The sequence below is a fragment of the Rhizobium sp. Root1212 genome, assembly GCF_001424985.1.
Lineage (GTDB): Bacteria > Pseudomonadota > Alphaproteobacteria > Rhizobiales > Rhizobiaceae > Pararhizobium.
Genome location: NZ_LMDA01000001.1, coordinates 143388 through 163033, shown reverse-complemented (window position 1 = coordinate 163033; position 19646 = coordinate 143388). Strand labels below are relative to the sequence as shown.

The 19646-nt window shown below is 62.1% G+C and carries 20 protein-coding genes; 7 read left to right on the top strand and 13 right to left on the bottom strand.

The window, feature by feature from the left end; all coding sequences use genetic code 11:
* Window positions 1–2 precede the first annotated feature (2 nt).
* The 4 genes from ASC86_RS00805 to lptF all read right to left on the bottom strand — a co-directional run bounded on the left by ASC86_RS00805 (window position 3) and on the right by lptF (window position 5739).
* Complete coding sequence (locus ASC86_RS00805; RefSeq protein ID WP_056314925.1) at window positions 3–959, bottom strand: peptidylprolyl isomerase; 957 nt, start codon at window positions 957–959, stop codon at window positions 3–5.
* A 177-nt stretch (window positions 960–1136) separates the two neighbouring features.
* Window positions 1137–3479, bottom strand: coding sequence for an LPS-assembly protein LptD (locus ASC86_RS00800; RefSeq protein ID WP_056314923.1), 2343 nt, complete (start codon window positions 3477–3479; stop codon window positions 1137–1139).
* Window positions 3479–4564, bottom strand: coding sequence for an LPS export ABC transporter permease LptG (gene lptG / locus ASC86_RS00795; protein ID WP_056318054.1), 1086 nt, complete (start codon window positions 4562–4564; stop codon window positions 3479–3481). The genes ASC86_RS00800 and lptG overlap by 1 nt, the downstream gene beginning before the upstream one ends.
* The gene (gene lptF, locus ASC86_RS00790; RefSeq protein WP_056314920.1) at window positions 4564–5739 is read right to left on the bottom strand and encodes an LPS export ABC transporter permease LptF; all 1176 of its coding nucleotides are present in this window, start codon (window positions 5737–5739) and stop codon (window positions 4564–4566) included. The genes lptG and lptF overlap by 1 nt, the downstream gene beginning before the upstream one ends.
* Window positions 5740–6155: 416 nt before the next feature.
* Between lptF and ASC86_RS00785 the strand changes: the two genes are divergently transcribed.
* Genes ASC86_RS00785 through ASC86_RS25470 form a run of 4 tightly spaced genes read left to right on the top strand, consistent with a single transcriptional unit; the run spans window position 6156 to window position 8780 of the window.
* Window positions 6156–7646 (top strand): leucyl aminopeptidase, encoded by a 1491-nt coding sequence (locus ASC86_RS00785; protein WP_056314917.1) that lies wholly within the window; start codon window positions 6156–6158, stop codon window positions 7644–7646.
* A gap of 7 nt (window positions 7647–7653) precedes the next feature.
* Window positions 7654–8103: a DNA polymerase III subunit chi gene (locus tag ASC86_RS00780; protein ID WP_056314915.1), complete on the top strand. Its 450-nt coding sequence runs from the start codon at window positions 7654–7656 to the stop codon at window positions 8101–8103.
* A 19-nt stretch (window positions 8104–8122) separates the two neighbouring features.
* On the top strand, window positions 8123–8554 hold the full coding sequence (locus ASC86_RS25475; protein ID WP_156386855.1) for an Imm50 family immunity protein: 432 nt from the start codon (window positions 8123–8125) through the stop codon (window positions 8552–8554).
* Window positions 8547–8780, top strand: coding sequence for a hypothetical protein (locus ASC86_RS25470; RefSeq protein WP_156386854.1), 234 nt, complete (start codon window positions 8547–8549; stop codon window positions 8778–8780). The genes ASC86_RS25475 and ASC86_RS25470 overlap by 8 nt, the downstream gene beginning before the upstream one ends.
* Here ASC86_RS25470 and ASC86_RS00770 read toward each other — a convergent pair.
* Both ASC86_RS00770 and ASC86_RS00765 read right to left on the bottom strand, forming a co-directional pair.
* The gene (locus tag ASC86_RS00770; RefSeq protein WP_082509824.1) at window positions 8777–10195 is read right to left on the bottom strand and encodes a DUF1254 domain-containing protein; all 1419 of its coding nucleotides are present in this window, start codon (window positions 10193–10195) and stop codon (window positions 8777–8779) included. The genes ASC86_RS25470 and ASC86_RS00770 overlap by 4 nt on opposite strands.
* A gap of 136 nt (window positions 10196–10331) precedes the next feature.
* Window positions 10332–11258 (bottom strand): Gfo/Idh/MocA family oxidoreductase, encoded by a 927-nt coding sequence (locus ASC86_RS00765; RefSeq protein ID WP_056314911.1) that lies wholly within the window; start codon window positions 11256–11258, stop codon window positions 10332–10334.
* A 145-nt stretch (window positions 11259–11403) separates the two neighbouring features.
* On the opposite strand from ASC86_RS00765, the gene ASC86_RS00760 reads away from it, so the two are divergent.
* Entirely contained in the window at window positions 11404–12243 is an 840-nt protein-coding gene (locus ASC86_RS00760; RefSeq protein WP_056314909.1) for a GNAT family N-acetyltransferase, read from the top strand.
* On the opposite strand, the gene ASC86_RS00755 is transcribed toward ASC86_RS00760, so the two are convergent.
* The 4 genes from ASC86_RS00755 to ASC86_RS00740 all read right to left on the bottom strand — a co-directional run bounded on the left by ASC86_RS00755 (window position 12244) and on the right by ASC86_RS00740 (window position 16254).
* On the bottom strand, window positions 12244–12465 hold the full coding sequence (locus tag ASC86_RS00755) for a hypothetical protein (protein ID WP_056314907.1): 222 nt from the start codon (window positions 12463–12465) through the stop codon (window positions 12244–12246).
* Between the two features lie 94 nt (window positions 12466–12559).
* The gene (locus ASC86_RS00750) at window positions 12560–14443 is read right to left on the bottom strand and encodes an ABC-F family ATP-binding cassette domain-containing protein (protein WP_056314905.1); all 1884 of its coding nucleotides are present in this window, start codon (window positions 14441–14443) and stop codon (window positions 12560–12562) included.
* 70 nt (window positions 14444–14513) lie between these two features.
* Complete coding sequence (locus tag ASC86_RS00745; protein WP_056314903.1) at window positions 14514–15599, bottom strand: GGDEF domain-containing protein; 1086 nt, start codon at window positions 15597–15599, stop codon at window positions 14514–14516.
* A 139-nt stretch (window positions 15600–15738) separates the two neighbouring features.
* Window positions 15739–16254, bottom strand: coding sequence for a DinB family protein (locus tag ASC86_RS00740; RefSeq protein WP_056314901.1), 516 nt, complete (start codon window positions 16252–16254; stop codon window positions 15739–15741).
* 176 nt (window positions 16255–16430) lie between these two features.
* On the opposite strand from ASC86_RS00740, the gene ndk reads away from it, so the two are divergent.
* On the top strand, window positions 16431–16853 hold the full coding sequence (gene ndk, locus ASC86_RS00735; RefSeq protein WP_056314899.1) for a nucleoside-diphosphate kinase: 423 nt from the start codon (window positions 16431–16433) through the stop codon (window positions 16851–16853).
* A gap of 68 nt (window positions 16854–16921) precedes the next feature.
* Here ndk and ASC86_RS00730 read toward each other — a convergent pair whose 3' ends face one another.
* Both ASC86_RS00730 and ASC86_RS00725 read right to left on the bottom strand, forming a co-directional pair.
* On the bottom strand, window positions 16922–17404 hold the full coding sequence (locus ASC86_RS00730; protein ID WP_056314897.1) for a hypothetical protein: 483 nt from the start codon (window positions 17402–17404) through the stop codon (window positions 16922–16924).
* A gap of 263 nt (window positions 17405–17667) precedes the next feature.
* Entirely contained in the window at window positions 17668–18216 is a 549-nt protein-coding gene (locus ASC86_RS00725) for a CGNR zinc finger domain-containing protein (RefSeq protein WP_056314894.1), read from the bottom strand.
* 66 nt (window positions 18217–18282) lie between these two features.
* On the opposite strand from ASC86_RS00725, the gene ASC86_RS00720 reads away from it, so the two are divergent.
* Window positions 18283–19179 carry a branched-chain amino acid ABC transporter permease gene (locus ASC86_RS00720; RefSeq protein WP_056314892.1) on the top strand — a complete coding sequence of 299 codons (897 nt, stop codon included), beginning with the start codon at window positions 18283–18285 and terminating at the stop codon, window positions 19177–19179.
* On the opposite strand, the gene ASC86_RS00715 is transcribed toward ASC86_RS00720, so the two are convergent.
* On the bottom strand, window positions 19176–19646 hold the full coding sequence (locus tag ASC86_RS00715; protein WP_056314890.1) for a molybdenum cofactor biosynthesis protein MoaE: 471 nt from the start codon (window positions 19644–19646) through the stop codon (window positions 19176–19178). The two genes, ASC86_RS00720 and ASC86_RS00715, sit on opposite strands and share 4 nt — an antisense overlap.

The following is a 19646-nucleotide window of genomic DNA, read 5'->3' as shown; positions in this document are numbered from 1 at the left end:
GATTACTTGTTGAGGATCTGCGCCTTGGAACGCAGCTCGTCCAGATACTTCACGCTGTTCGGGTCTTCGCCGCCCTCTTTCTTCTTGCCGAGGTCTTCGGCGCGGAAGACGACTTCGGCGGCAAGATCGTCGTTGACCTGACGCTTCTTGCAGATGGCGAGATACTCGACGCCCTTTTCGGTAACACGCGTTCCAGTCGTCTTGCCGTCGCCGGCCTTTTCGACCAGACCCTTCCAGTCCTCAGGAATTTCCTGGATCATCATGCGACCGAGATTACGGATCGAAACGTCGCGCATGGTGGCGGCATAAACCTTGGCCTGTTCGCAGCCCGGAAAGTTGGCGCGCGAGGCGTTGGCTTCGGCCTGACGCTTGCCGAGAATGGCGTTGCGCTTGGATGCGGGCACGACGAAAATCACCTGCTGCAGGAAATATTCGGTGGTCACCGGCTTCTGGCCGCCGTTTTCCTGCATGCGGCGCACCAGTTCCTCATTGGAAAGGCGACCGTTGTTGCCGGCGCGGTAGCGAAGGTTAACGGCGCGCGGCCAGCTCATGGCGACGGCGACATATTGCTTGAAGTGATCGAGCGTGACGCCGGCCTTGTCAAGAACGCCGCCCAGCTGCTGTACCGTCATCTTGTTGCTGGCGGCGAAACGGCCGACAGCCGCATCGACATCGGCACTGCTGACGGAAACCCGCAGCCTGAGGATTTCCTCGCGCTTCAGCGCTTCGTCGATCAGCTGCTTGCGGGCCTCAGCCGCGCCGCCGCCCTGCCGCTGCAGGCGCATGAAGGCGACACGCTTGGCGACGTCACCGGAAGTGATCGGAACATTGTTGACGATGACCGCAACCGAGCTTGCGGCATAGGCCGCCGGTGCCGTTGTCGAAACCACGGAGCCGGCGAGAAGACCCGCCACCAATGCCGCCGTGAGCGCCCGCTTCATCGAAAATGTTCCACCCATGTCCTGTCCTTCTCTAAGCCTCGGACCTGCCTCAGGCCGTTGCCGTGACCGTTATCGGCTGGAATCCATAATGGTGCCGGTGGTGCATGACAAGGCCTGCCGATTGCCACAAAGGCCGGATCGCAGGGCAATCCGGCCGTTTTGCGGCAATCCGCCGTTTTTACCCGGCAAAACAGCTTATCGCTGGTCGAGGCCTTCGAATTCCGTGTCGCCGACATTGATGTCGCCGAGTGTGCGGAAGCTGAGGCGCGCGCCGATCGACCAGTCGTTTGCGACACTGTCTTCGCTGTCACGTTCGCGCTTGTAAACCAGCGAGAAAAGCGTGTCCTGATCGTCATAGGTGATGCCGATGCCGTCGCGGGTAATGATCTGCGCGTCGATATCGTAGGTCACCGAGCCGAAGACCGACCAGTAATCGTGGAAGCGATAGGCGGCCGCAGTCTGAATTTCGTCCTGATCATTGACCGAGCCGTAAGTCGGCTGCGCCGCGATGCGGGTATAGGTCAGCGCCGTCTGCCAGCGGATGCCCTCATAGCCGATCGTCGTGTCGGCGCGACGAAGATCGAAGCTCTGTTCGTCGAAACGGCCGCTGAGGCTCGCCGTCAGGCCGGAGGGCGCATCGATGCCGATCATCGAGACATAGTCCGAACGGTCGGTTTCGAGACCGGAATCGGCACCGGCCTTCACGAGGTCGTCCGTCGCGAAGGAGTTGAGGCCGCCGAGATGGAAGGACTGGCCGGCAATCGCGCGCAGTGCATAGCCGTTGCCGAGTGCGCCGGTATAGCGGAAGCCGAGATTGGCACGGCTGCCGCCTTCGATGCGGTCGAAGCCGGAGAACTTGTCGCGGTCGAACAGCGAGGTCGCATCGAAGACGAAGCTTTGGGCATCCTCGTTCGGCAGGCCGCCGGCATAGTCTTCGTCCGGGCGCACATAGACCTGGGCGATCGGCTCGAAGATATGGCTGCTGTTTTCGGTCGCCATCAGGATCGGATAGCGCGCTTCGAGACCGGCCGTCAGCATGCTGCGGGTGGCCGCATCGTCGTTATAGTACGGGCCGGTATAGGCTGCACCGGGATCGTCCATCGTCAGACCGATGATATCGCCGCGCGCTGCAAGCAACGGCGTCAGCGAGAGGCCGCCGGGAACGATGAAATTACGCTGCCATTCCAGTTCCGCCGTCAGGCGGTGATCCGTGCCGCTCAGACCAGGGAAGCGGTTGACGCCGTCCACCGTATACATATCTTCGCGGTTGCGGTGGATGTTCGTCAGGTTGATCGTACCGTTCAGCTCGCCGCCGGCCACCGGCGTATCGGGCGTGAAGGTATAGTCGAGCACCTGCGCCACCGGCTGCTTGTTTTCGGCCAGGCTGTCAGGATCGGCATCCTGAATGTCGAAATAGAAAGCGCGGGCGTCGAAGTAGTTACGCTTGCCGAGACCGGTCAGGTAGACTTGATTGGTCAGCGTGCGGCCGTCGAAGGTCGAAAGCTCGTAGGTCTTGGCAAAATTGTTGTCGCTCTGGACAAGAACGTCCCAGCCGAAGGTCCAGCGCGGATTGACCTCGAACTTGCCGTGGGAGGCGATCATGCCGCGATTGGTTTCCTGGGCGTCGACCGTATCGGATGAGAAGGCGGAGCGGTCCAGCTGGCTGATGCCGGCCATACGCAGCACGTGCTCCCCGCTCTCGAAGGCCTGGCGGAATTCACCCTCCAGCAGGAAACCCTGTTTGGTCAGGCCGGTCGCGGTCACGGTCGCATCCATATAGGGCGAGATCGCGAAGTAATAGGGAACGCTGACGCCGGCGCCGAGCTTCTGCGTGTAGCGGAATTTCGGGAACAGGAAGCCGCTCTTGCGCTTCACCGTATGATCCGGAATTTCGAGTGTCGGCAGATAGACCAGCGGCTTGCCGAACAGCTCGAACTGGGCGTTCTCCAGCCGAACGGTATGGGTACGGCCGTTCTGTATGATGCGCTGCGCCTTGATCTGCCACAGCGACTTGTGATTCGGGTTGGTCGCGCAGGGGGTGCAGGCGGTGTAGACGGCATGATTGAGGATGATCTCCTCGCCGTTCACGCGCTCCCCGCTGACGGCCGCCAGCTTGGTGAGGTCGGTCGTCTCGATGCGCATGGCCTCGACGAAGCCGTTGCCGAAATCGTCGGTCACGTCCATGCGATCGGCATAGATCTTGTTGCCGCCGGGCTCGATCAGCTCGATTTCGCCGGTGGCGATGATGCGGCCGGTCTTCTGGCTGTATTCCACCTGCTGGGCCACCATCTGGTAGCCGCCGTAATTGATCTGCACCGCGCCGCGCACGATGACGCGCTCGGTGTCCCTGTTATAGACAAGCTCGTTTGCCGAAAGCAGCATCTTGGCGTCGTCGGGCATGGACGGCTGCAGCGAATCGAGATTCGCCGGTTGCGCCCATGCAGGCGCAGTCGTCCCCGCAGTCACCGCCGAAAGGGCGACGCCGGACGTGAGAATGGCTATCAGCAGCCTGTTATATTTGCGGTTGCCTGCCGCCACTAGCCATCTTCCTCATGCAACAAGATCGTCGCCCCCAGTGCCATCGCCACGACGACGGGCAACCAGGCTGCAACGAAGGGAGGAACAACACCGCTACTCCCGAATGCTTTGACAAGCACGGTGACGACATAAAGCACGAAGCCCGAAAGGATGCCACCGAGAATCACCGGCCGGGATTGGTTAAACCGGCTAAATTTTAATGAGACGCTTGCAGCGATCAGCGTCATTGCAACCAAAAGCAGAGGCAGCGCCAGCATGGAGTGAAACTGCGTTTCCATGCCGCCCGTCGGGAAGCCGAAGGACTTGGCCACCTCGATCTTGTGCCGCAGATCGAAAAACTGAATGGAATCAGGCTTGGTCAAGGTTTCCTGAATGAATTCCGGCTTCAGGTTGGTCGGCAGCTGTGCCGTTTCGAGATTGCGCGTCAATTCTCCGCTGCGGTTCTCGGTTACCTTGTTAAGAAGCCAGTAACCATTTTCGAGTTTTGCGCTCTGTGCATCCTGCCGAAGAACGATCTGTCCCTGTGGATCAAAGTGGATCACCGTGACCCCGATCAGCGTCTGTCCGCCGTCCTGCAGCGAACGTGCGCCGATGATCGTATCGTCGCCCTTGTAGATCTGACGCAGCCACGGGATTCGCAGATTCGTGCGTGCCGCAGAGCTGCTGCCCCATGACGCCTCAAGCGCTTCGGCCTTGCTCGCGCCCCAGGCGGCGAGGGGGTTGAGCGCGGCGACGGTAAGCGCGCCGAACAGGAAGGCGCCGGCAACGAAAGGCTGCAGGAACTGCCAGACCGATATGCCCGCCGCCCGCGTCACGACAAGCTCGTAGCGTCGGTTCAGCGAAATCAGCGCCGCCATGCCGGAAAACAGCGCCACGAAGGGCACGGTCTGCTGCAGGATCATCGGAATGCGCAAGGCCGTCATCAACAGCCCGCCGCCGATCGAATAATGCGGCAACTGCGACATGCGGCTTGAAAGCTCGCTGAAATCGATGATGAAGATCAGCGAGAAAATGCCCGTCAGGAACCAGAAGGTGGTGACGGCATAGCGTCTGAAGAAATAGCGCCCGAGCGTCGAGGTGAGAATCACGGCGTCTGGCCTCCGTCAACGGAGGTCTGCGCGCGCATCAGCCCGAGCCGTACCAGCCGCTCCTTGGCGAATTTCTCCCAGGTGACCGGTATTTCCAGCCGCCGGTTGCCGAAAAGATGGCGCACCGCCAGATATCCGGTCACCAGCGGGATGAGATACATGACCGGCACGAAGGCGAGCGATTCCTCGGCGCTGTTGCCGGCATAAAAGGTCATCCAGCGGATGAAGAGACAGGTCAGCAGCGCCGAAACCATGGGGTGCAGGCGTGCCTCGCGGTGCGAGCGCGCATCGCTCGAAAACACCAGCGCGATCAGCGCAAACAGGAATGGGTAGGTCCATTCCGTGAAACGGCGGTTGAGCTCGGCGGTAAAGGAAAGCGGGTCCTTCTTGAGCACCGGATCGTTCGGATCAGGGTGGAAAAGATAGGGCAGGTCGCGGTCCTTGGCCCGGATATTGGCTTCGCCGGCCATGCGCGTCATGTCGGTGAGGTCGAAGGCATAGGAATCGAACTTGATGATCGAGACGCCGCCGTCCGGCAGCTTGCGATGCACTTCGCCATCCTTCATCACCAGCGCCGAGCTGGTTTCATCGACGGCGCCCTCGCGGGCATAATAGACGAGTTCATAGGCGGGATTGCGCGAATCGGCGACGAAGATGCCGTGCAGCACACCGCCGCTGCGGCGCGAGGCGACCTGAACATAAAGGCCGTCGGCGATCTTGCGGAAGGTATTTTCCTGCACGACGGAAGAGAGCAGATCGGCATGCGCGGTCGCGATCATCTTGCGCACGGCCATGCGCGAATAGGGCTCGACGAAATTATCGACCGCGAAGGAAAGCACGCTCAGCCCGAGGCCGAGATAGAGCACCGGCCGGATGATCGTCATGCGCGAGCTGCCGGCGGCGGCAAGCACGGTCAGTTCCGAATCGGTGTTCATCGCCGTCAGCACCTGCGCCACGCCGATCACCAGCGCGAAGGGCAGGATCAGCGGCACGATCGAGGGCAGGATCAGTGTCGCGAGCTTGAGGAAGGCGAAGATCGACTGGCCGCTGTCGGTGACGAGATTGACGCTGGTCAGCGCCTGCGTGACCCACACGATCGCCAGGAGCGGAAGCAGCGTGGCGAGGAACATGCCCGTCGCCCGCCTCAATATGTAGCGCTCGATCAGTTTCATCTCAGGCCTTCGCCGGCGCCATTCGGCCATTGGGTTCGTGCAGCCGGCGCGCATGGACGCGCCTCTGGCGTGCCCGCGGTGCCGCTGGCCGGGGTGCTTGCTGTCACGCTGTACAAAAGGTTCTGCAAATTTTCCACGGCAACCAAGCTGTAAACGGACAGGGATAAATTAGTGCCAACGATAATGGTTAACCTGATGTAAACACGTCCGGCTGCGTTGCCAAGAGTCTCTGCCGTTACGAAACGACCGAAGTCCCGCCCGGCATTCTGGAATGTTGGCCAGTGTAACAGGACGGTAACAGATCGGGCCGGGCCTGCCTTCAGAAACTGCGACTTGCAAGCTGGCCCCGAGGCACTACAAAGGTCCCCGAAGGCCGCCCGGCGCAGGGCGGCACCGCTGTCATTCCGGAGTTTCCCATGTCCTTCACGTTCCAGATCGGTTTTTCGAAGTCGGCACCCGTCACCGGCGGTGTCGCCATCCTGGCGCGGGCGGCCGATGGCGCCGTTGCCGGCGCTGCCGAAGCCGATCCGGCAGGCATCCTCGAAAACGCCATGCGCATCGGCAAGTTCACCGGCAAGGCGCTCGCCACCCTCGATATTCTCGCCCCCCATGGTTCGGCTGCCGAGCGCATCATCGTGCTCGGCCTCGGCAAGCCCGAGGCGCTCACCGTCCATGATTGGCTGCGGGCCGGCGGTACCGCTGCGGCCAAGGTCCGCAAGGCCGATGCCGTCACCATCTTCCTCGATGCGCCCGGCGTAGAGATCACCGCCAAGGCCGCCGCCGATTTCGCCCTCGGCATGGAGATGAACGCCTACAGCTTCGACACCTACAAGACCAAGAAGGACGAAGACGAGGACAAGGCCCCGAAAAAGCCGGTCAAGGTCACCATCGTCACGGCCGTTGCGGGTGAAGCCAAGAAACTCGCCGCCGTCACCGATGCCGTCGCCGGCGGCGTCTTCCTCGCCCGCGATCTCGTCAACCTGCCGCCGAACGCCCTCGGCCCGATCGAATTCGCCGACAAGGCCAAGGCGCTGGAGGAACTCGGCGTCGAAGTCGAAATCCTCACCGAGAAGGAAATGACGAAGCTCGGCATGGGCGCGCTGCTCGGCGTCGCCCAGGGCTCCGTCCGCCCGCCGCGTCTGGCGATCATGAAATGGAACGGCGGCAAGGCCAAGGAACAGCCGATCGCCTTCATCGGCAAGGGCGTCGTCTTCGATTCGGGCGGCATCTCGATCAAGCCGGGCGCCGGCATGGAAGAGATGAAGGGCGACATGGGCGGCGCTGCTGCCGTCACCGGCCTCCTGCATGTGCTCGCCGCCCGCAAGGCCAAGGTCAACGCCATCGGCATCATCGGCCTCGTTGAAAACATGCCGGATGGCAACGCCCAGCGTCCGGGCGATATCGTCACCTCCATGTCCGGTCAGACGATCGAGATCATCAACACCGATGCCGAGGGGCGTCTCGTGCTCGCCGATGCCCTCTGGTATTGCAACGAGCGCTTCAAGCCGAAGTTCATGATCAACCTGGCGACGCTTACCGGCGCTGTCATGGTGGCGCTCGGCAGCCATCACGCCGGCCTGTTTTCCAATGACGACGCGCTCTCCGAGCAGCTTCTCTCTGCCGGCCTGACGACGCAGGAACGCCTCTGGCGCCTGCCGCTCGGCAAGGAATACGACAAGATGATCGACAGCAAGTTCGCCGACATGAAGAATACCGGCGGCCGTTACGGCGGCTCGATCACCGCTGCGCAGTTCCTGAAGCGCTTCGTCAAGGATACGCCCTGGGCGCATCTCGATATCGCCGGCACGGCCATGGGCTCGCCGACCGACGAGATCAACCGCTCCTGGGCCTCCGGTTTCGGCGTGCGCCTGCTCGACGAACTCGTTCGCGCCAATTACGAGGCCTGAGCCATCTGTGACGGAAATCCTCTTCTACCACCTGACTGAATCGAAGCTCGAAGACGCGCTTCCCGGCCTCCTCGACCGCAGCGTCGAGCGCGGCTGGCGTGTCGTCGTGCAGACGGTGGACGAGGAGCGCCGCGACAAGCTCGACCAGCATCTCTGGCTGTACCGTGACGACAGTTTCCTGCCGCACGGTACGCCGGACATGGCCTTTGCCGAGGAACAGCCGGTGCTGATCACGGCCGACGGCGAAAATCTCAACGGCGCCACCGTCCGCTTCATGGTCGACGGCGCCGAGCCGCCGGAGGTCTCGTCTTACGAGCGCGTCGTCTTCATGTTCGACGGCTACGACACCGCCCAGCTCGACAATGCCCGCGCCAACTGGAAGCGCCTGAAGGGCGAGGGCCATACGCTCACCTATTGGCAGCAGAATGACGATGGCCGTTGGGTGAAGAAGGCGTAGTCGAGGGATGTTCACCACGATGAAACGCATGGATGAAGACGATTGGCGGGCCATTCCCGGAGGCGATGCGCTGATCGCCTACTTCGGACATAGTCCGATGTTTCACGATGGCGAAATTACCCAGGTGGTTCTCAATCGCCTTTCGACCAGCACGATTTCGGTTCACATCTGGGGCGTTGATGATGTCGATCCGGTCAAGCACGCGGTCGTCACGCTCTCCATTAACGATATCATCGACTTGGAGCTTGAAAACTTCAGTCCGCAGAATGTCATTGGCGATGTGATCATCCGCCCTCTGCTCGAACGTGAAGACCGCCGTTCCCACTACCCCCGAAATCGAAAAGAGAGCGATATCGAGATAGAGTTGATTCCGATCTATGGATTGAACGGCATTCTTCGCGCGGGCTCGGTATCCCTGACATTTGTTCCCGGAAAACCGGGTGATGCCTGAGGATGAAGCTCGCGCATACCCTCATGAAGCCGGCAAACACCGTCGCTCTGCTGCCGAAGCCGCCATCCTTCACGACATTGCTGAAATAAAGATCGCTTTCGGCGCGGATGAAATTGTCCACGGTGATTTTTTCCGCGGCAAAGGCCGGGCAAGCCGCCGCAGCGGCAATCGACAAAATGCCGAACATCTTTGCGCTCTTCCTCATCATGGCGGCAATTTCCTTTAGCTGGAATGGGTGAGGGCAGGGGCTTTCCAACGCCCGTCGAGCGCTTCGGCTTTCGGCCAGTAGAGCCGCATGACCATGAAGAACGGGCCGGCTGGCGCAGGCAGCCAGTTGCGTTCCTTGTCTCGCCCCGGCGTATCGTGCTGAATATACAGCGTCATGCCGCCATCGCTGTCCTTGCTCAGGTTCGGCAGCATGGGGGAATTGATGAGATAACGGTTGAGCGCATTGGCCGAGAGCAGGCTCGACGGCAATTCATAGAGCGTCAGCGACCAGAAGGCATTCACCGGCGGCAGTTCACCGGGTGCAAAGCGGAGTTCATAGGGGCTTGCGCCGGTGAGCGGCTTTCCTTGACCATCCACGAAATAGGCCGGGTAGAGCGCCTCGTCCTTCGAGTTGCCGTAGATGCCGAGGACCGCGCCGGACATGCGGGTAAGATAGTCGTTCTTCAGGAATGCGCGCGTACCGAAGGAATCGGCGCTCGAAGCCTTGCCGGTATCGACGAAATCCTTCTTGTGCTGCTGGAAGGCAGCCCAGGCATCCGCCATGCCCTCGGTCACCGCCTGCTTCAATTCCGGCGACAGCGAGGCCGCATCGAAGCCTTTGCCGCCGTCGATGCCGAGTTTGGCGAACCGTTCCCTCAGTTCGGTTTCCGAAGGATGCGTCGGGCAGAATTGCAGGATGAAGCTCAACTGCTCGAAGAAACGCGGCGAGGTCTTTTCCTCCTCTGCCGTCAGCGGCTTGAAGAAATCGACGGCCGGTGCCGGCGCGGGCGCCGCCGTTCCGAGGAAGGACGACAGTGGCTCGACCTTGTAGCCGGCCTGGACGGCCTTCACCTTCTCGATGTCATCGGGACCGAAAAGCTGGGTGCGATACAGAACGAAGGCAAATTCGGTCTCGCAAGAAATGACCTCGGTGACGCCCTCCGGCTTTTCGCCCTTCCAGTTCGGCCCGGCGAGCAGATAGCGGCCTTCGCCGTTGCCGGTCGCCCGGCTTCCGACATAGGCGAAGTTGAAGGTGTACATGTCGATGAACTGAAGTGAGTAGTAACGGCCGTCCTCTACCTTCGGAACGGTGAACACCAGAGGCTCGGCCCTGAGATCGGCGCCGACATACGAGTAGGGCGTATCCGAATTGGGCGTCTGGATCGCCTTGTCATCCGGCGTATAGACGCGGGCATTGTTGACGAGCGTGTTCCAGCCTGCCTTGTATTCCGGCCCGCCCTTGTCGATGAAATAGGAATACTGCACCCGGTAGGTATCGACGAGCGGAAAGCCGTAGATGACGGCTTCCTTGGCGATCGCCCGCGCCTCGGCGGGGTCGATATCGGCGGCGAGGGCCGGATTCGCTTTGAGAAAAGGCAGCGATGCGAGAGCACCCAGCGCCGAGCAACCGAGGAAATATCGTCTTGAAAACATACTGCGACCTCCTTTGAGCAGCTTCATCCTATGGGAGAGACGAAATCGTGGGAAGGTTGCAACTGTAACTTACGGGGCTTGGGAGCCGTCGATCGCGGGAAAACGGGCCGCATGTCGCGCGGCCCGTCGAGACGGTTCAATCGATGAACGCTTCGACGAACTTGCGCCGGCCGAGCATGAACGCGTCGGCGACATGGCACAGCGGCGCCAGATCGACGTCGGATTTGCCCGCCTTCACGATCTCGGCAAAGCGCTCGTAAAGCGCCGGATATTCGCGCTCCGGCGTATCCTTGCGCAGTTCGCCATCGATCGAAAGCTTGGCGCCGCCCTCGGCCAGCACCATGCGGCCGGCCTCCGTTTCGGCGATGATGTCCCAGCTCTGGTGGCCGGTCTGGCGCCAGTCGAATTCAGCCGAGACATCAAGGCCGTCAGCATCGCTGAAGGTGATGTCGGCGGCGATCGGGGCGTCGCGGTTTTCCGGGAATTCCAGCGTCGCCGCAGTGATGAACAACTGCTTCGGCAGGATGTGGGTCACGATCGACAGCGCATTGATGCCGGGATCGAAGACGCCGAGGCCGCCGGCCGCCCAGATCCAGTCTTGGTTCGGATGCCAATGGCGCACGTCTTCCTTCCAGATGACCTTGACGCTGTTGATCCTGGTCGAGGCGAGGAAGGCCTTGGCCTCTTCCACCGCCGGCGCATAGCGCGAATGCCAGCTGGCAAACAGCGAAAGCCCCTTGGCATCGGCCAGCGCCTTCAGGTCGGCGACTTCGCTCAGCGTCGCGCCCGGCGGTTTTTCGAGAAATACATGCTTGCCGGCCTGTAGCGCCGTGTGCGCGGCCGCATAGCGGAACTGCGGCGGCATGCACAGAGAAACGGCCTCGATGGCCGGCACGGCCTCCAGCATCGCCTCGATCGATTTGAAGTTGTCGATGCCGTCGACGACGCCGTGGCGGCTCGCAGCCGCGATCAGCTTGTAGTCCGAGTTGGCGGCAAGGGCGGGGAGATGCTGGTCGCGGACGATCTTGCCGACGCCGACGATCGCGATATGGATGGGGCTCATGGGGTTTCGCTCGATTAGTATGATTATTCTTCGCTTGTATCAGAAAGTATGAATGGGGCAAGCTGCGGCACAATGATCGGCGACGATCTTGGACAAGGCAAGATGGCGCCTATTTGCTCTCTTTGAAACCCATGCAGGAGCCTTCATGCCGATCTTCCGAAATGCCAGTCGCGCCGATCTCGAAACCTTGCTGGACTGGGCTGCCCGCGAGGGCTGGAACCCCGGCCTCGACGACGCCACGCCCTTTTTCGCCGCCGATCCCGCAGGTTTTCACGTGGCGGAGGAAGACGGACAGATCGTCGCCGCGATCTCGCTGGTGCGTTACGGCCCAGCCTATGCATTCCTCGGCTTCTATATCACGCACCCGGATTTTCGCGGTCAGGGCATCGGCCGTGCTTTGTGGAATCATGCACTGTCGGAAACGGAGGCCAGGACCATCGGCCTCGACGGTGTCGTCGCGCAGCAGGAAAACTATCGAAAGTCCGGCTTCGCCTATGCCCATGCCAATCTCCGCTACGGCGGCGAAGTGAGTTGCAGCGAGCCGCCGTCCTCGGAACTGGTCGAGGTCTCCCCGGTCCACATCCCCGCGATCATCGACTATGATCGCCGCTTCTCGGCCGCCCCGCGCGAGGCTTTCCTGAAGGAGTGGCTGCGGCCCTTGCCGGCCCGCAACAGCGCGGTGCTGATCCGCAATGCCGAAATCCTGGGTTACGGCACCATCCGCGCCTGTCGCGACGGCCACAAGATAGGCCCGCTCTTTGCCGATACCGAAACCAACGCCGACCTGGTCTTCCGCAAGCTGGTGACGATGGCCGGCGGCGGCGACGTGTTCCTCGACATCCCCGAGCCGAACGCCGCGGCAAAAGCCCTGTGCGATCGCTACAATCTGAAACCTGTGTTCGAGACGGCCCGCATGTATCGCGGCCCGGTGCCGGAGCTGCCGCTTGCGAACATTTACGGCGTCACCTCGTTCGAACTCGGATGATCAGAAAATCTGCGTGCCGGTCGCGATCAAATAGACATTGAAGAGGGTGAAGGCTGAGAGGAGGAAGACGGCGACCCAGAACCACCGCCCCGCCGGCTCCCGGTCGCCCTCGGCGATGGCCGGCATGGCGTTGCGCAGCTTGTTCATCTGGTGGCGCGGATTGCCCCATTTCACCCGGCGAAACCGGTAGATATCGGTTTTGTCTGTGCGCTCGTTGCTCATGGCGCAAAAGTTTAGGAAGAGTCGCTGAAGACGATGTTAAAGCGACCGCTAAAATCTTAACGAAGCGTTGATGAGGCGGCGGAAACGGCGGGTTTCAGTCCGCCATCGCCTCTTCATACTCGGTCGAAAGCGCCATCCACTCGTCCTCGGCCTTGGCGAGCTTGCCGGAAAGCGCGCCGCGTTCCTTGATCTTCGCGGCCGCCTTGTCCGGGGATTTTTCGTAGAGTTCCGGGTTCTCAAGCTCCGCATCAAGGGCGCGAATCTGTTTCTGAAGCTTTTCCGTCAGGGATTCGATTTCATTGATCTTTTTCTTGAGCGGTGCAAAGGCAGCCCGCTTTTCGGCCGCCGCCTTGCGCTGATCGGCCTTGTTCATCGATTCGTCCGCAGCCTTCGCCTTGCCGTTTTTCTGCCTGGCGCTGGCAACGACGATGCTGCGATAATCCTCCAGATCGCCGTCGTAATTCGTCACCGTGCCGTCCTTGACCAGCCACAGCCGGTCCACCGTCGCCTCGATCAGGTGGCGGTCGTGGGAAATCAGGATGACGGCGCCTTCGTAGTCGTTCAGCGCCTCGATCAGCGCATTGCGGCTGTCGATGTCGAGATGGTTGGTCGGCTCGTCGAGGATCAGCATGTTCGGCGCATCGAAGGCGGCAAGGCCCATGAGCAGCCGCGCCTTCTCGCCGCCGGAAAGATCCTTGGCCGGCGTGTCCATCTTCTCGGTCGCAAGCCCCATCTGGGCGACGCGTGAGCGCACCTTCGCCTCCGGCGCATCGGCCATCAGCGGCCGCACATGCTCGACGGCGCTCTCGTTTGGCCTCAGGTCATCGAGCTGATGCTGGGCGAAAAAGCCGATCTTCAGGCTCGGCGCCAGCTTGATGTCGCCGGCCTGCGCCTCCAGTCGGCCGGAGATGAACTTGGCGAAGGTCGACTTGCCGTTGCCGTTCGAGCCCAGCAGGGCGATGCGGTCGTCATTGTCGATGCGAAGGTTGAGGCCCTTCAGAATCGGCTTGCCCGGCTGATAGCCCACCGCGCCGCCTTGAATGGCGATGATCGGCGAGGCCGGCTGCTTGTCCGGCTCGGGGAAGGTGATCGGATGCACATGATCCTCGATCACGGCAGCAACCGTGCCCATGCGCTCCAGCGCCTTGACGCGGCTCTGCGCCTGCCGCGCCTTGGTCGCCTTCGCCTTGAAGCGGTCGATGAACGATTGCAGATGCTTTCGCGCTGCCTCGTTCTTTGCGCGGGCCTTGTGCTGCAGCTCGATGGCTTCCGCCCGCTGGCGCTCGAACTGGTCATAGGAGCCGCGATAGAAGGTCAGCTTCTTCTGGTCGAGATGAATGATCGAATTGACCGCCGTGTTGAGCAGATCGCGATCGTGGCTGATGATGATGACCGTGTGCGGATAGCGGCGGATATAATCCTCCAGCCACAGCGTGCCTTCGAGGTCGAGATAGTTGGTCGGCTCGTCGAGCAGCAACAGGTCCGGCTCGGAAAACAGCACCGCCGCCAGCGCCACGCGCATGCGCCAGCCGCCGGAAAAGGATGAGGCCGGCCGCCGCTGCGCCTCATAGTCGAAGCCGAGACCATCGAGAATGCTCGCCGCCCGCGCTTCCGCCGAATGCGCCTGGATATCGGCAAGCCGCGTCTGGATTTCGGCGATCCGGTGCGGATCGGTGGCGCTTTCGGCTTCCCGCAGCAGCGCCTCGCGCTCCTTGTCCGCCTTCAGCACGATCTCGATCAGCGGCTCCTCGGTGCCCGGCGCTTCCTGCGCCACCTGTCCGATCCGCGCATTCTTCGGGATCGAAACCGAGCCGGTTTCGCTCTCCATCGTGCCGGTGATGATGCGGAACAGCGTCGATTTGCCGGCGCCGTTCTTGCCGACGAGGCCGGCCTTGGTGCCGGCGGGAAGCGAAACCGTCGCCTGGTCGATGAGCAGGCGGCCGGCAATACGGGCGGAGAGGTTGTTGAGCGTAATCATGGCCGGCGTTTTGGCCGATGTTGCCTGAGAAGGCAAGAGTTTGCGGGCAGCCTTGCCGCCGCCCGCGCAATCAGGCCGCGTGCGGCGAATAGAGCCGCGGCGCCCGCGCGCCGATAGCCGACGAGAATACTAGCTGGCCCGGCCGCCCGGTGGCCTTCACCGCCTGCAGCGCCAGTTCCGCCTGGCTGGTGAGATCGGCATCGCCGCTGGCCTGATCGGTCATGGCGATCCCGGCCGAAATCGACACTCTTTCGGGCGTGAAGGCACGCTCGGGAAGGGGAATATCGATCGCCTCGATCGAGGCGCGGATGCGCGCGACGATCGCCTCGGCATTGGCGGCATTCACATCCGAAAACAGAAAGGCCAGTTCGTCGAGCCCGATACGGCTGATGAAATCGTTCTTCTTGATCGACTTGCGAAAGGTCGGCGCAAGCTTCTTCAGCGCCTTTTCCAGGGCGCCGATGCCATAGCGTTCGCCCACGCCGCGCAGACCGTCGACGGACACCACGACCAGCGCCGAAGGCGCGCTCGCAGGTGCGTCGACAAAGAGCGCCGAAAGCCGCGCGGCAAAGGCGGTGCGATTGGGAAAGCCGGTCGAGGCGTCACGCGTCGCGGCCGCCCGCAGCGCATCGATATCGCCCTCCATCGAGGAAAGCTGCGCGGCTGCCTCATCAAGCCGGCCGGCAAAGCGGGTTTCCTCGCGCAGCAGGGTTGCGGCCTGTTCGCGGATCGCCTGCGCCGCGTCGGCGAAATCCGACATGCCGACGACGGGATCGGTCTCCAGGCGCAGTGCAAAATCGGTGAGCTGCCGCACGAAACCCGTCTTGCGCCCGTTCGCCTCGCGCATCGCCACCGAGGCGGCGTTCAAGAGCTTCGCCGCTTCCGCCTGCACCTTGTCGGCATTGAGCGTCGCATGGCTTGCGAGATTGTGGCGAATGCCGAGTTCGTCGATCTTCGCGGGCGACGGCGAGGGTCCGAGCGCGGCCAGTTCGCGGGCAAGCTCCGGGTTGCGCCCCGAAAGCGCCTCGTAGAACAGCGCGTAATTGCGGGGAAGGGGCGAAACGCCGAGATTTGCCATCGCCTGGGCGATCCTGCCCACCACGGCATCGATTTCGGGACGGGCGGGGTTTTTCGCTGTCTGCCTTGGGTTCGTCATCGGCTCGATCCTGCTCGGCGGCCAGTGCGCCGTTTTCCTGTTGTGGGATCAGGGGTAAGCCTTTGACATTTAAAAGAGCGTCAACCAGCCAGGACAGCCGTTCTGCATGGTTAGCAGAGTGCTAGGACCGGTCGATCGCTCACGCCGCATGCCGCCGCCCCTCCGGCGTGCGCTGGAAAAAGGCAAGATCGAGCGAAAGGCTCGGCTTGCCAAGCGAGGTCAGGATCATATGGCACTGGCCGCGATGATGGGTCTGGTGGTTGAAGAGATGGGCAAGGGCCGGCGAGAGCTTTTGCGAGACGGGCGTCGGGTTGCTGACGGGCGTATAGGTGATGGTGCCGCGCAGATCCTCTTCTATCAGCCCGGAAACCCAGTCGATGATCCGGATATCCTCGGCCCGCCGCGCCGCGGCAAGCGCCGCAAAATCCTCGTGCAGCACGGCATCGAGCCGGTTCGGCGCTTCGCCGGTGCCGGTAAAGCGGCGCATCCAGATGCGGTCGGTGGCGAGCAAATGGTTGAGCGTGCCGCAGAGCGAGCCGAAGAAGGCGCCCTTGTTTTCCCGGAATTCATCGTCGCTCAAGGCGGACGCCGCCTCGTAGACCAGCCGGTTCGCCCAGCTGTTGTAGTCCGCCATCATCATGAAGTGGTTGCGCATCGGGTTCTCCTGTTTTGTGCGAGCATAGCCGAAGAGCCGATCGCTTTGGCTGATGCGACAGATGAAATTTGCTGATCGCCGCCCTTTGGCCGAAATCCGGCCGCCACCCCTTGTTTTGCGCCGCGTTGGCGGCTATTGACGCGCCAAATCCACGGATAACCAAGGGAAGTTAGAAAATGGCGATTGAACGCACCTTTTCGATGATCAAGCCGGACGCCACCAAGCGCAACCTCACGGGCGCCATCACCAAGATGCTCGAAGACGCCGGCCTGCGCGTCGTCGCTTCCAAGCGCGTCTGGATGAGCAAGCGCGAAGCCGAAGGCTTCTACGCCGTTCACAAGGAACGTCCGTTCTTCGGCGAACTGGTTGAATCCATGTCTTCCGGCCCGACCATCGTTCAGGTTCTCGAAGGCGAAAACGCCATCCTGAAGAACCGCGAAATCATGGGCGCCACCAACCCGGCAAACGCCGACGAAGGCACCATCCGCAAGGTTCATGCCCTGTCGATCGGCGAAAACTCGGTTCACGGTTCGGACGCTCCGGAAACCGCAGCGATCGAAATCGCCTACTGGTTCTCGGGCACCGAAATCGTCGGCTGATCGCCACCTTCGGTTCGAATACAAAAAAAGGCCGGGCGTCAAAAGCGCCCGGCCTTTTCGTTTTTGCATCAGGCATTGCATTTGGCCGTCTCGAAATGCGCCGGCGCCTTGCCGTCTTTGAACACTTCGGGATTCTTGTCATAGGCTGGGCCGATCACCAGCGGCTTGGCCGGCAAAACGTCCTGATCGAGCGTCGAGGTGACGGTCGTCTTCACCGTCTGCAGAAGATCGCCGTCCGGGCCCTTGAGTTCGATGGTCACCGCATAGGGTTTCTGCTTGCGAACGCAGGTCACGTCAGGACTTTCGAGCACGATCTTTTCCTGCTTGGTAAAGACCTTGCGCTCCAGAAGCAGCGGCTCGCCCCCGGCCGGATTTTCGAAGGTCGCGACCACCACGCTTCCCTCCGGTACCGGCTCCTTCTTGTTCAGCGTCACCATGTAGGTGGCGTAAGCCAGCCGGTAATTGAAGACGAAGATCTTGCCGCTCAACTGCAACGGCTCGTCGCTCGTCTCGCGCTGGCAGGCGGAAAGGGCGAGAAGCCCGAGCAGCATGACCGCAAGGCCGCCACGTCTTACCCCACGGCGCCGCAGGACGCGGGGTCCGGCATATGCCGCGCGATACCCCCCTCTGTCACTGCGTGACATCTCCCCCTCAAGGGGTGAGATTGGCAGGAGGTCGCCTCCCGCTCCCGATCTACCCCCTTGAGGGGGAGATGTCAGCGAAGCTGACAGAGGGGGGTAATGCGGCAAATACCGCGCCACCGACCCGTTCGCCATTTCGGCGCCGCACGATGCAATCTCTCGCCAAATCCTGATCATGACCCTGCCTCCTTCTGTCTGCGATAATGGCGGCTGGCCTTCACCCGGTTGCCGCAGACGGCCATGTCGCACCAGTTGCGGCTCCGGTTGCGGCTGCGGTCGATAAACAGCCATTGGCAATTGGGGCATATCTTCAGCCGCCCGTCGCCGGTTTCGGTCGTGAGCCGAAGCGCCGAATGCGCGGTCGCCGCTTCCAGCGCAACGAAGCCCGGTTCACTCCGCCCTCGCAGCGCCGCCGCCGCCGTCTCCAGCAGGTCAGCCAGCAGATGATCCGATGCCTCACCCTCCACGGCCGCGCGAAAATGCCGGTCGGTCGCCTCGCGCAGGGCAATCAGCAGCGGCCGCCTGTCCGGCACCGTCGGCGCGAGCCGTTCGAAAGTCTCGCCGCAAAGCCGGCTTGCTGCATCCGCAAAGGCATCCATGGCGACGGGATCGGCAAAACGATCGATCCGCCGCGCCGGATCGAAGCGCAGCACGACGGAGTTTGCGACATCCAGCGCCAATGCGCCGCCGGAAAAACGATGGGGTGTCCAGGCAAAGCTCATGGAAAAATTCTAACTGGTAAAACGAATTTTACAAGTTATAATTCATCATCGCCAACGGAACGCGCCATGGCCTATTTCCTACAACAGCTTGCCAATGCGGTTCCCGTCGCAGCACTTTATGCGCTGCTCGCCTTCGGCTATTCCATCGCCTTCGCCGTCACCCGCCGGGCGGATTTGACCTATGGCGCGCTGTTCGGTTTCTCGGGCCAGATCTTCCTGCTTTTCACCGATTTCGCCTTCAATCGACTGTGGCTGGTGCTGCCGGCGTCCCTTGCGCTCGGCGCGCTGGCGGCCCTTGTCTACACGGCCGGCACAGGCATTTTCCTCGGCCGCAGCGTCTTCCGGCGCGTCGTGCTGTTTTCGCCGAATACGGTCATCGTCGTATCGCTGGGCCTCGCCATCGTGCTGATGGAAGTATCGCGCCTTGCCGCCGAAACGCGCTCCATCTGGCTGCCGCCCTTCCTCAACACGCCGCTGGTGCTCTGGGATGACAGTCATTTTCCGGTCACCCTGACGGTCATCCAGTTCATCAACACGTCAGCGATGCTGATCCTCGTCGGCGCCGGCCAGCTTTTCCTGCAACGCTCCGCCTGGGGTCGCCATTGGCGAGCCGTTTCAGATGACGGGAAGGCGGCCGCGCTCTGCGGCGTCGATCCCGCCCGCATCTTCGTCATGGCCTATGGCGCATCGGCGCTGCTGGCTGCCATCGCCGGCATCCTCGCCACCGCCTATTACGGCACGATGGATTTTGGCGCAGGCCTGGTGTTCGGGGTGAAAATCCTGTTCATCGCCGCCATCGGCGGTCAGGCGACGCCGATTCTGGCGGCCGCCGGCGGCGCGCTGATGGGCCTGTCCGAAACCCTCTGGAGCGGTTACGGCCCCATCCTCTGGCGCGATTTCGCGATCTTCAGTTTTCTGGTGCTTTTGCTGGTGCTGACACGCAAGGAACGGGTCCAGCCCTAATCCTTCTTCCACCGATCCCGCGCACTGTCATCGGCATCCTTGGCCGAGACCCAGCCCCCGGCCGTGCCGTCGGTGCCGATTTCCTTCTTCCAGAACGGCGCCGAGGTCTTGAGGAAGTCCATGACGAAATTCGCGCCGTCAAAGGCAGCCTGCCGGTGCGGGGAGGCGGCGACCACCAGCACGATATCTTCCCCCGGCAATATCCGCCCATGCCGGTGAATGGCCGTCAACGCGATCAGCCCGAAACGCACCACGGCCGTCTCGCAGACCCGCCGTATCTCCGCTTCGGCCATGCCGGGATAATGTTCGAGTTCCAGCGCCCCGAGCGTACCCGCCTCATCACGGCAGAGCCCGGAAAAGGTGACGATCGCACCGACGTCCCCGCGCCCTTCGGACATGGCTGCCACTTCCGCGGCCAGATCGAAATCCTGCCGCTGAACCCGCACGGAAATCGCCGGGCCGGTCAT

Coding starts and splice junctions, on each gene's coding strand:
- ASC86_RS25470 (WP_156386854.1), top strand. CDS start 8,547: ATGCCTGAGGATGAAGCTCGCGCATACCCTCATGAAGCCGGCAAACAC.
- ASC86_RS00765 (WP_056314911.1), bottom strand. CDS start 11,258: ATGAGCCCCATCCATATCGCGATCGTCGGCGTCGGCAAGATCGTCCGC.
- ndk (WP_056314899.1), top strand. CDS start 16,431: ATGGCGATTGAACGCACCTTTTCGATGATCAAGCCGGACGCCACCAAG.
- ASC86_RS00770 (WP_082509824.1), bottom strand. CDS start 10,195: ATGTTTTCAAGACGATATTTCCTCGGTTGCTCGGCGCTGGGTGCTCTC.
- ASC86_RS00745 (WP_056314903.1), bottom strand. CDS start 15,599: ATGACGAACCCAAGGCAGACAGCGAAAAACCCCGCCCGTCCCGAAATC.
- ASC86_RS00805 (WP_056314925.1), bottom strand. CDS start 959: ATGGGTGGAACATTTTCGATGAAGCGGGCGCTCACGGCGGCATTGGTG.
- lptF (WP_056314920.1), bottom strand. CDS start 5,739: ATGAAACTGATCGAGCGCTACATATTGAGGCGGGCGACGGGCATGTTC.
- ASC86_RS00760 (WP_056314909.1), top strand. CDS start 11,404: ATGCCGATCTTCCGAAATGCCAGTCGCGCCGATCTCGAAACCTTGCTG.
- ASC86_RS00720 (WP_056314892.1), top strand. CDS start 18,283: ATGGCCTATTTCCTACAACAGCTTGCCAATGCGGTTCCCGTCGCAGCA.
- ASC86_RS25475 (WP_156386855.1), top strand. CDS start 8,123: ATGAAACGCATGGATGAAGACGATTGGCGGGCCATTCCCGGAGGCGAT.
- ASC86_RS00740 (WP_056314901.1), bottom strand. CDS start 16,254: ATGCGCAACCACTTCATGATGATGGCGGACTACAACAGCTGGGCGAAC.
- ASC86_RS00725 (WP_056314894.1), bottom strand. CDS start 18,216: ATGAGCTTTGCCTGGACACCCCATCGTTTTTCCGGCGGCGCATTGGCG.
- ASC86_RS00730 (WP_056314897.1), bottom strand. CDS start 17,404: ATGCTGCTCGGGCTTCTCGCCCTTTCCGCCTGCCAGCGCGAGACGAGC.
- ASC86_RS00750 (WP_056314905.1), bottom strand. CDS start 14,443: ATGATTACGCTCAACAACCTCTCCGCCCGTATTGCCGGCCGCCTGCTC.
- ASC86_RS00755 (WP_056314907.1), bottom strand. CDS start 12,465: ATGAGCAACGAGCGCACAGACAAAACCGATATCTACCGGTTTCGCCGG.
- ASC86_RS00785 (WP_056314917.1), top strand. CDS start 6,156: ATGTCCTTCACGTTCCAGATCGGTTTTTCGAAGTCGGCACCCGTCACC.
- ASC86_RS00715 (WP_056314890.1), bottom strand. CDS start 19,646: ATGACCGGCCCGGCGATTTCCGTGCGGGTTCAGCGGCAGGATTTCGAT.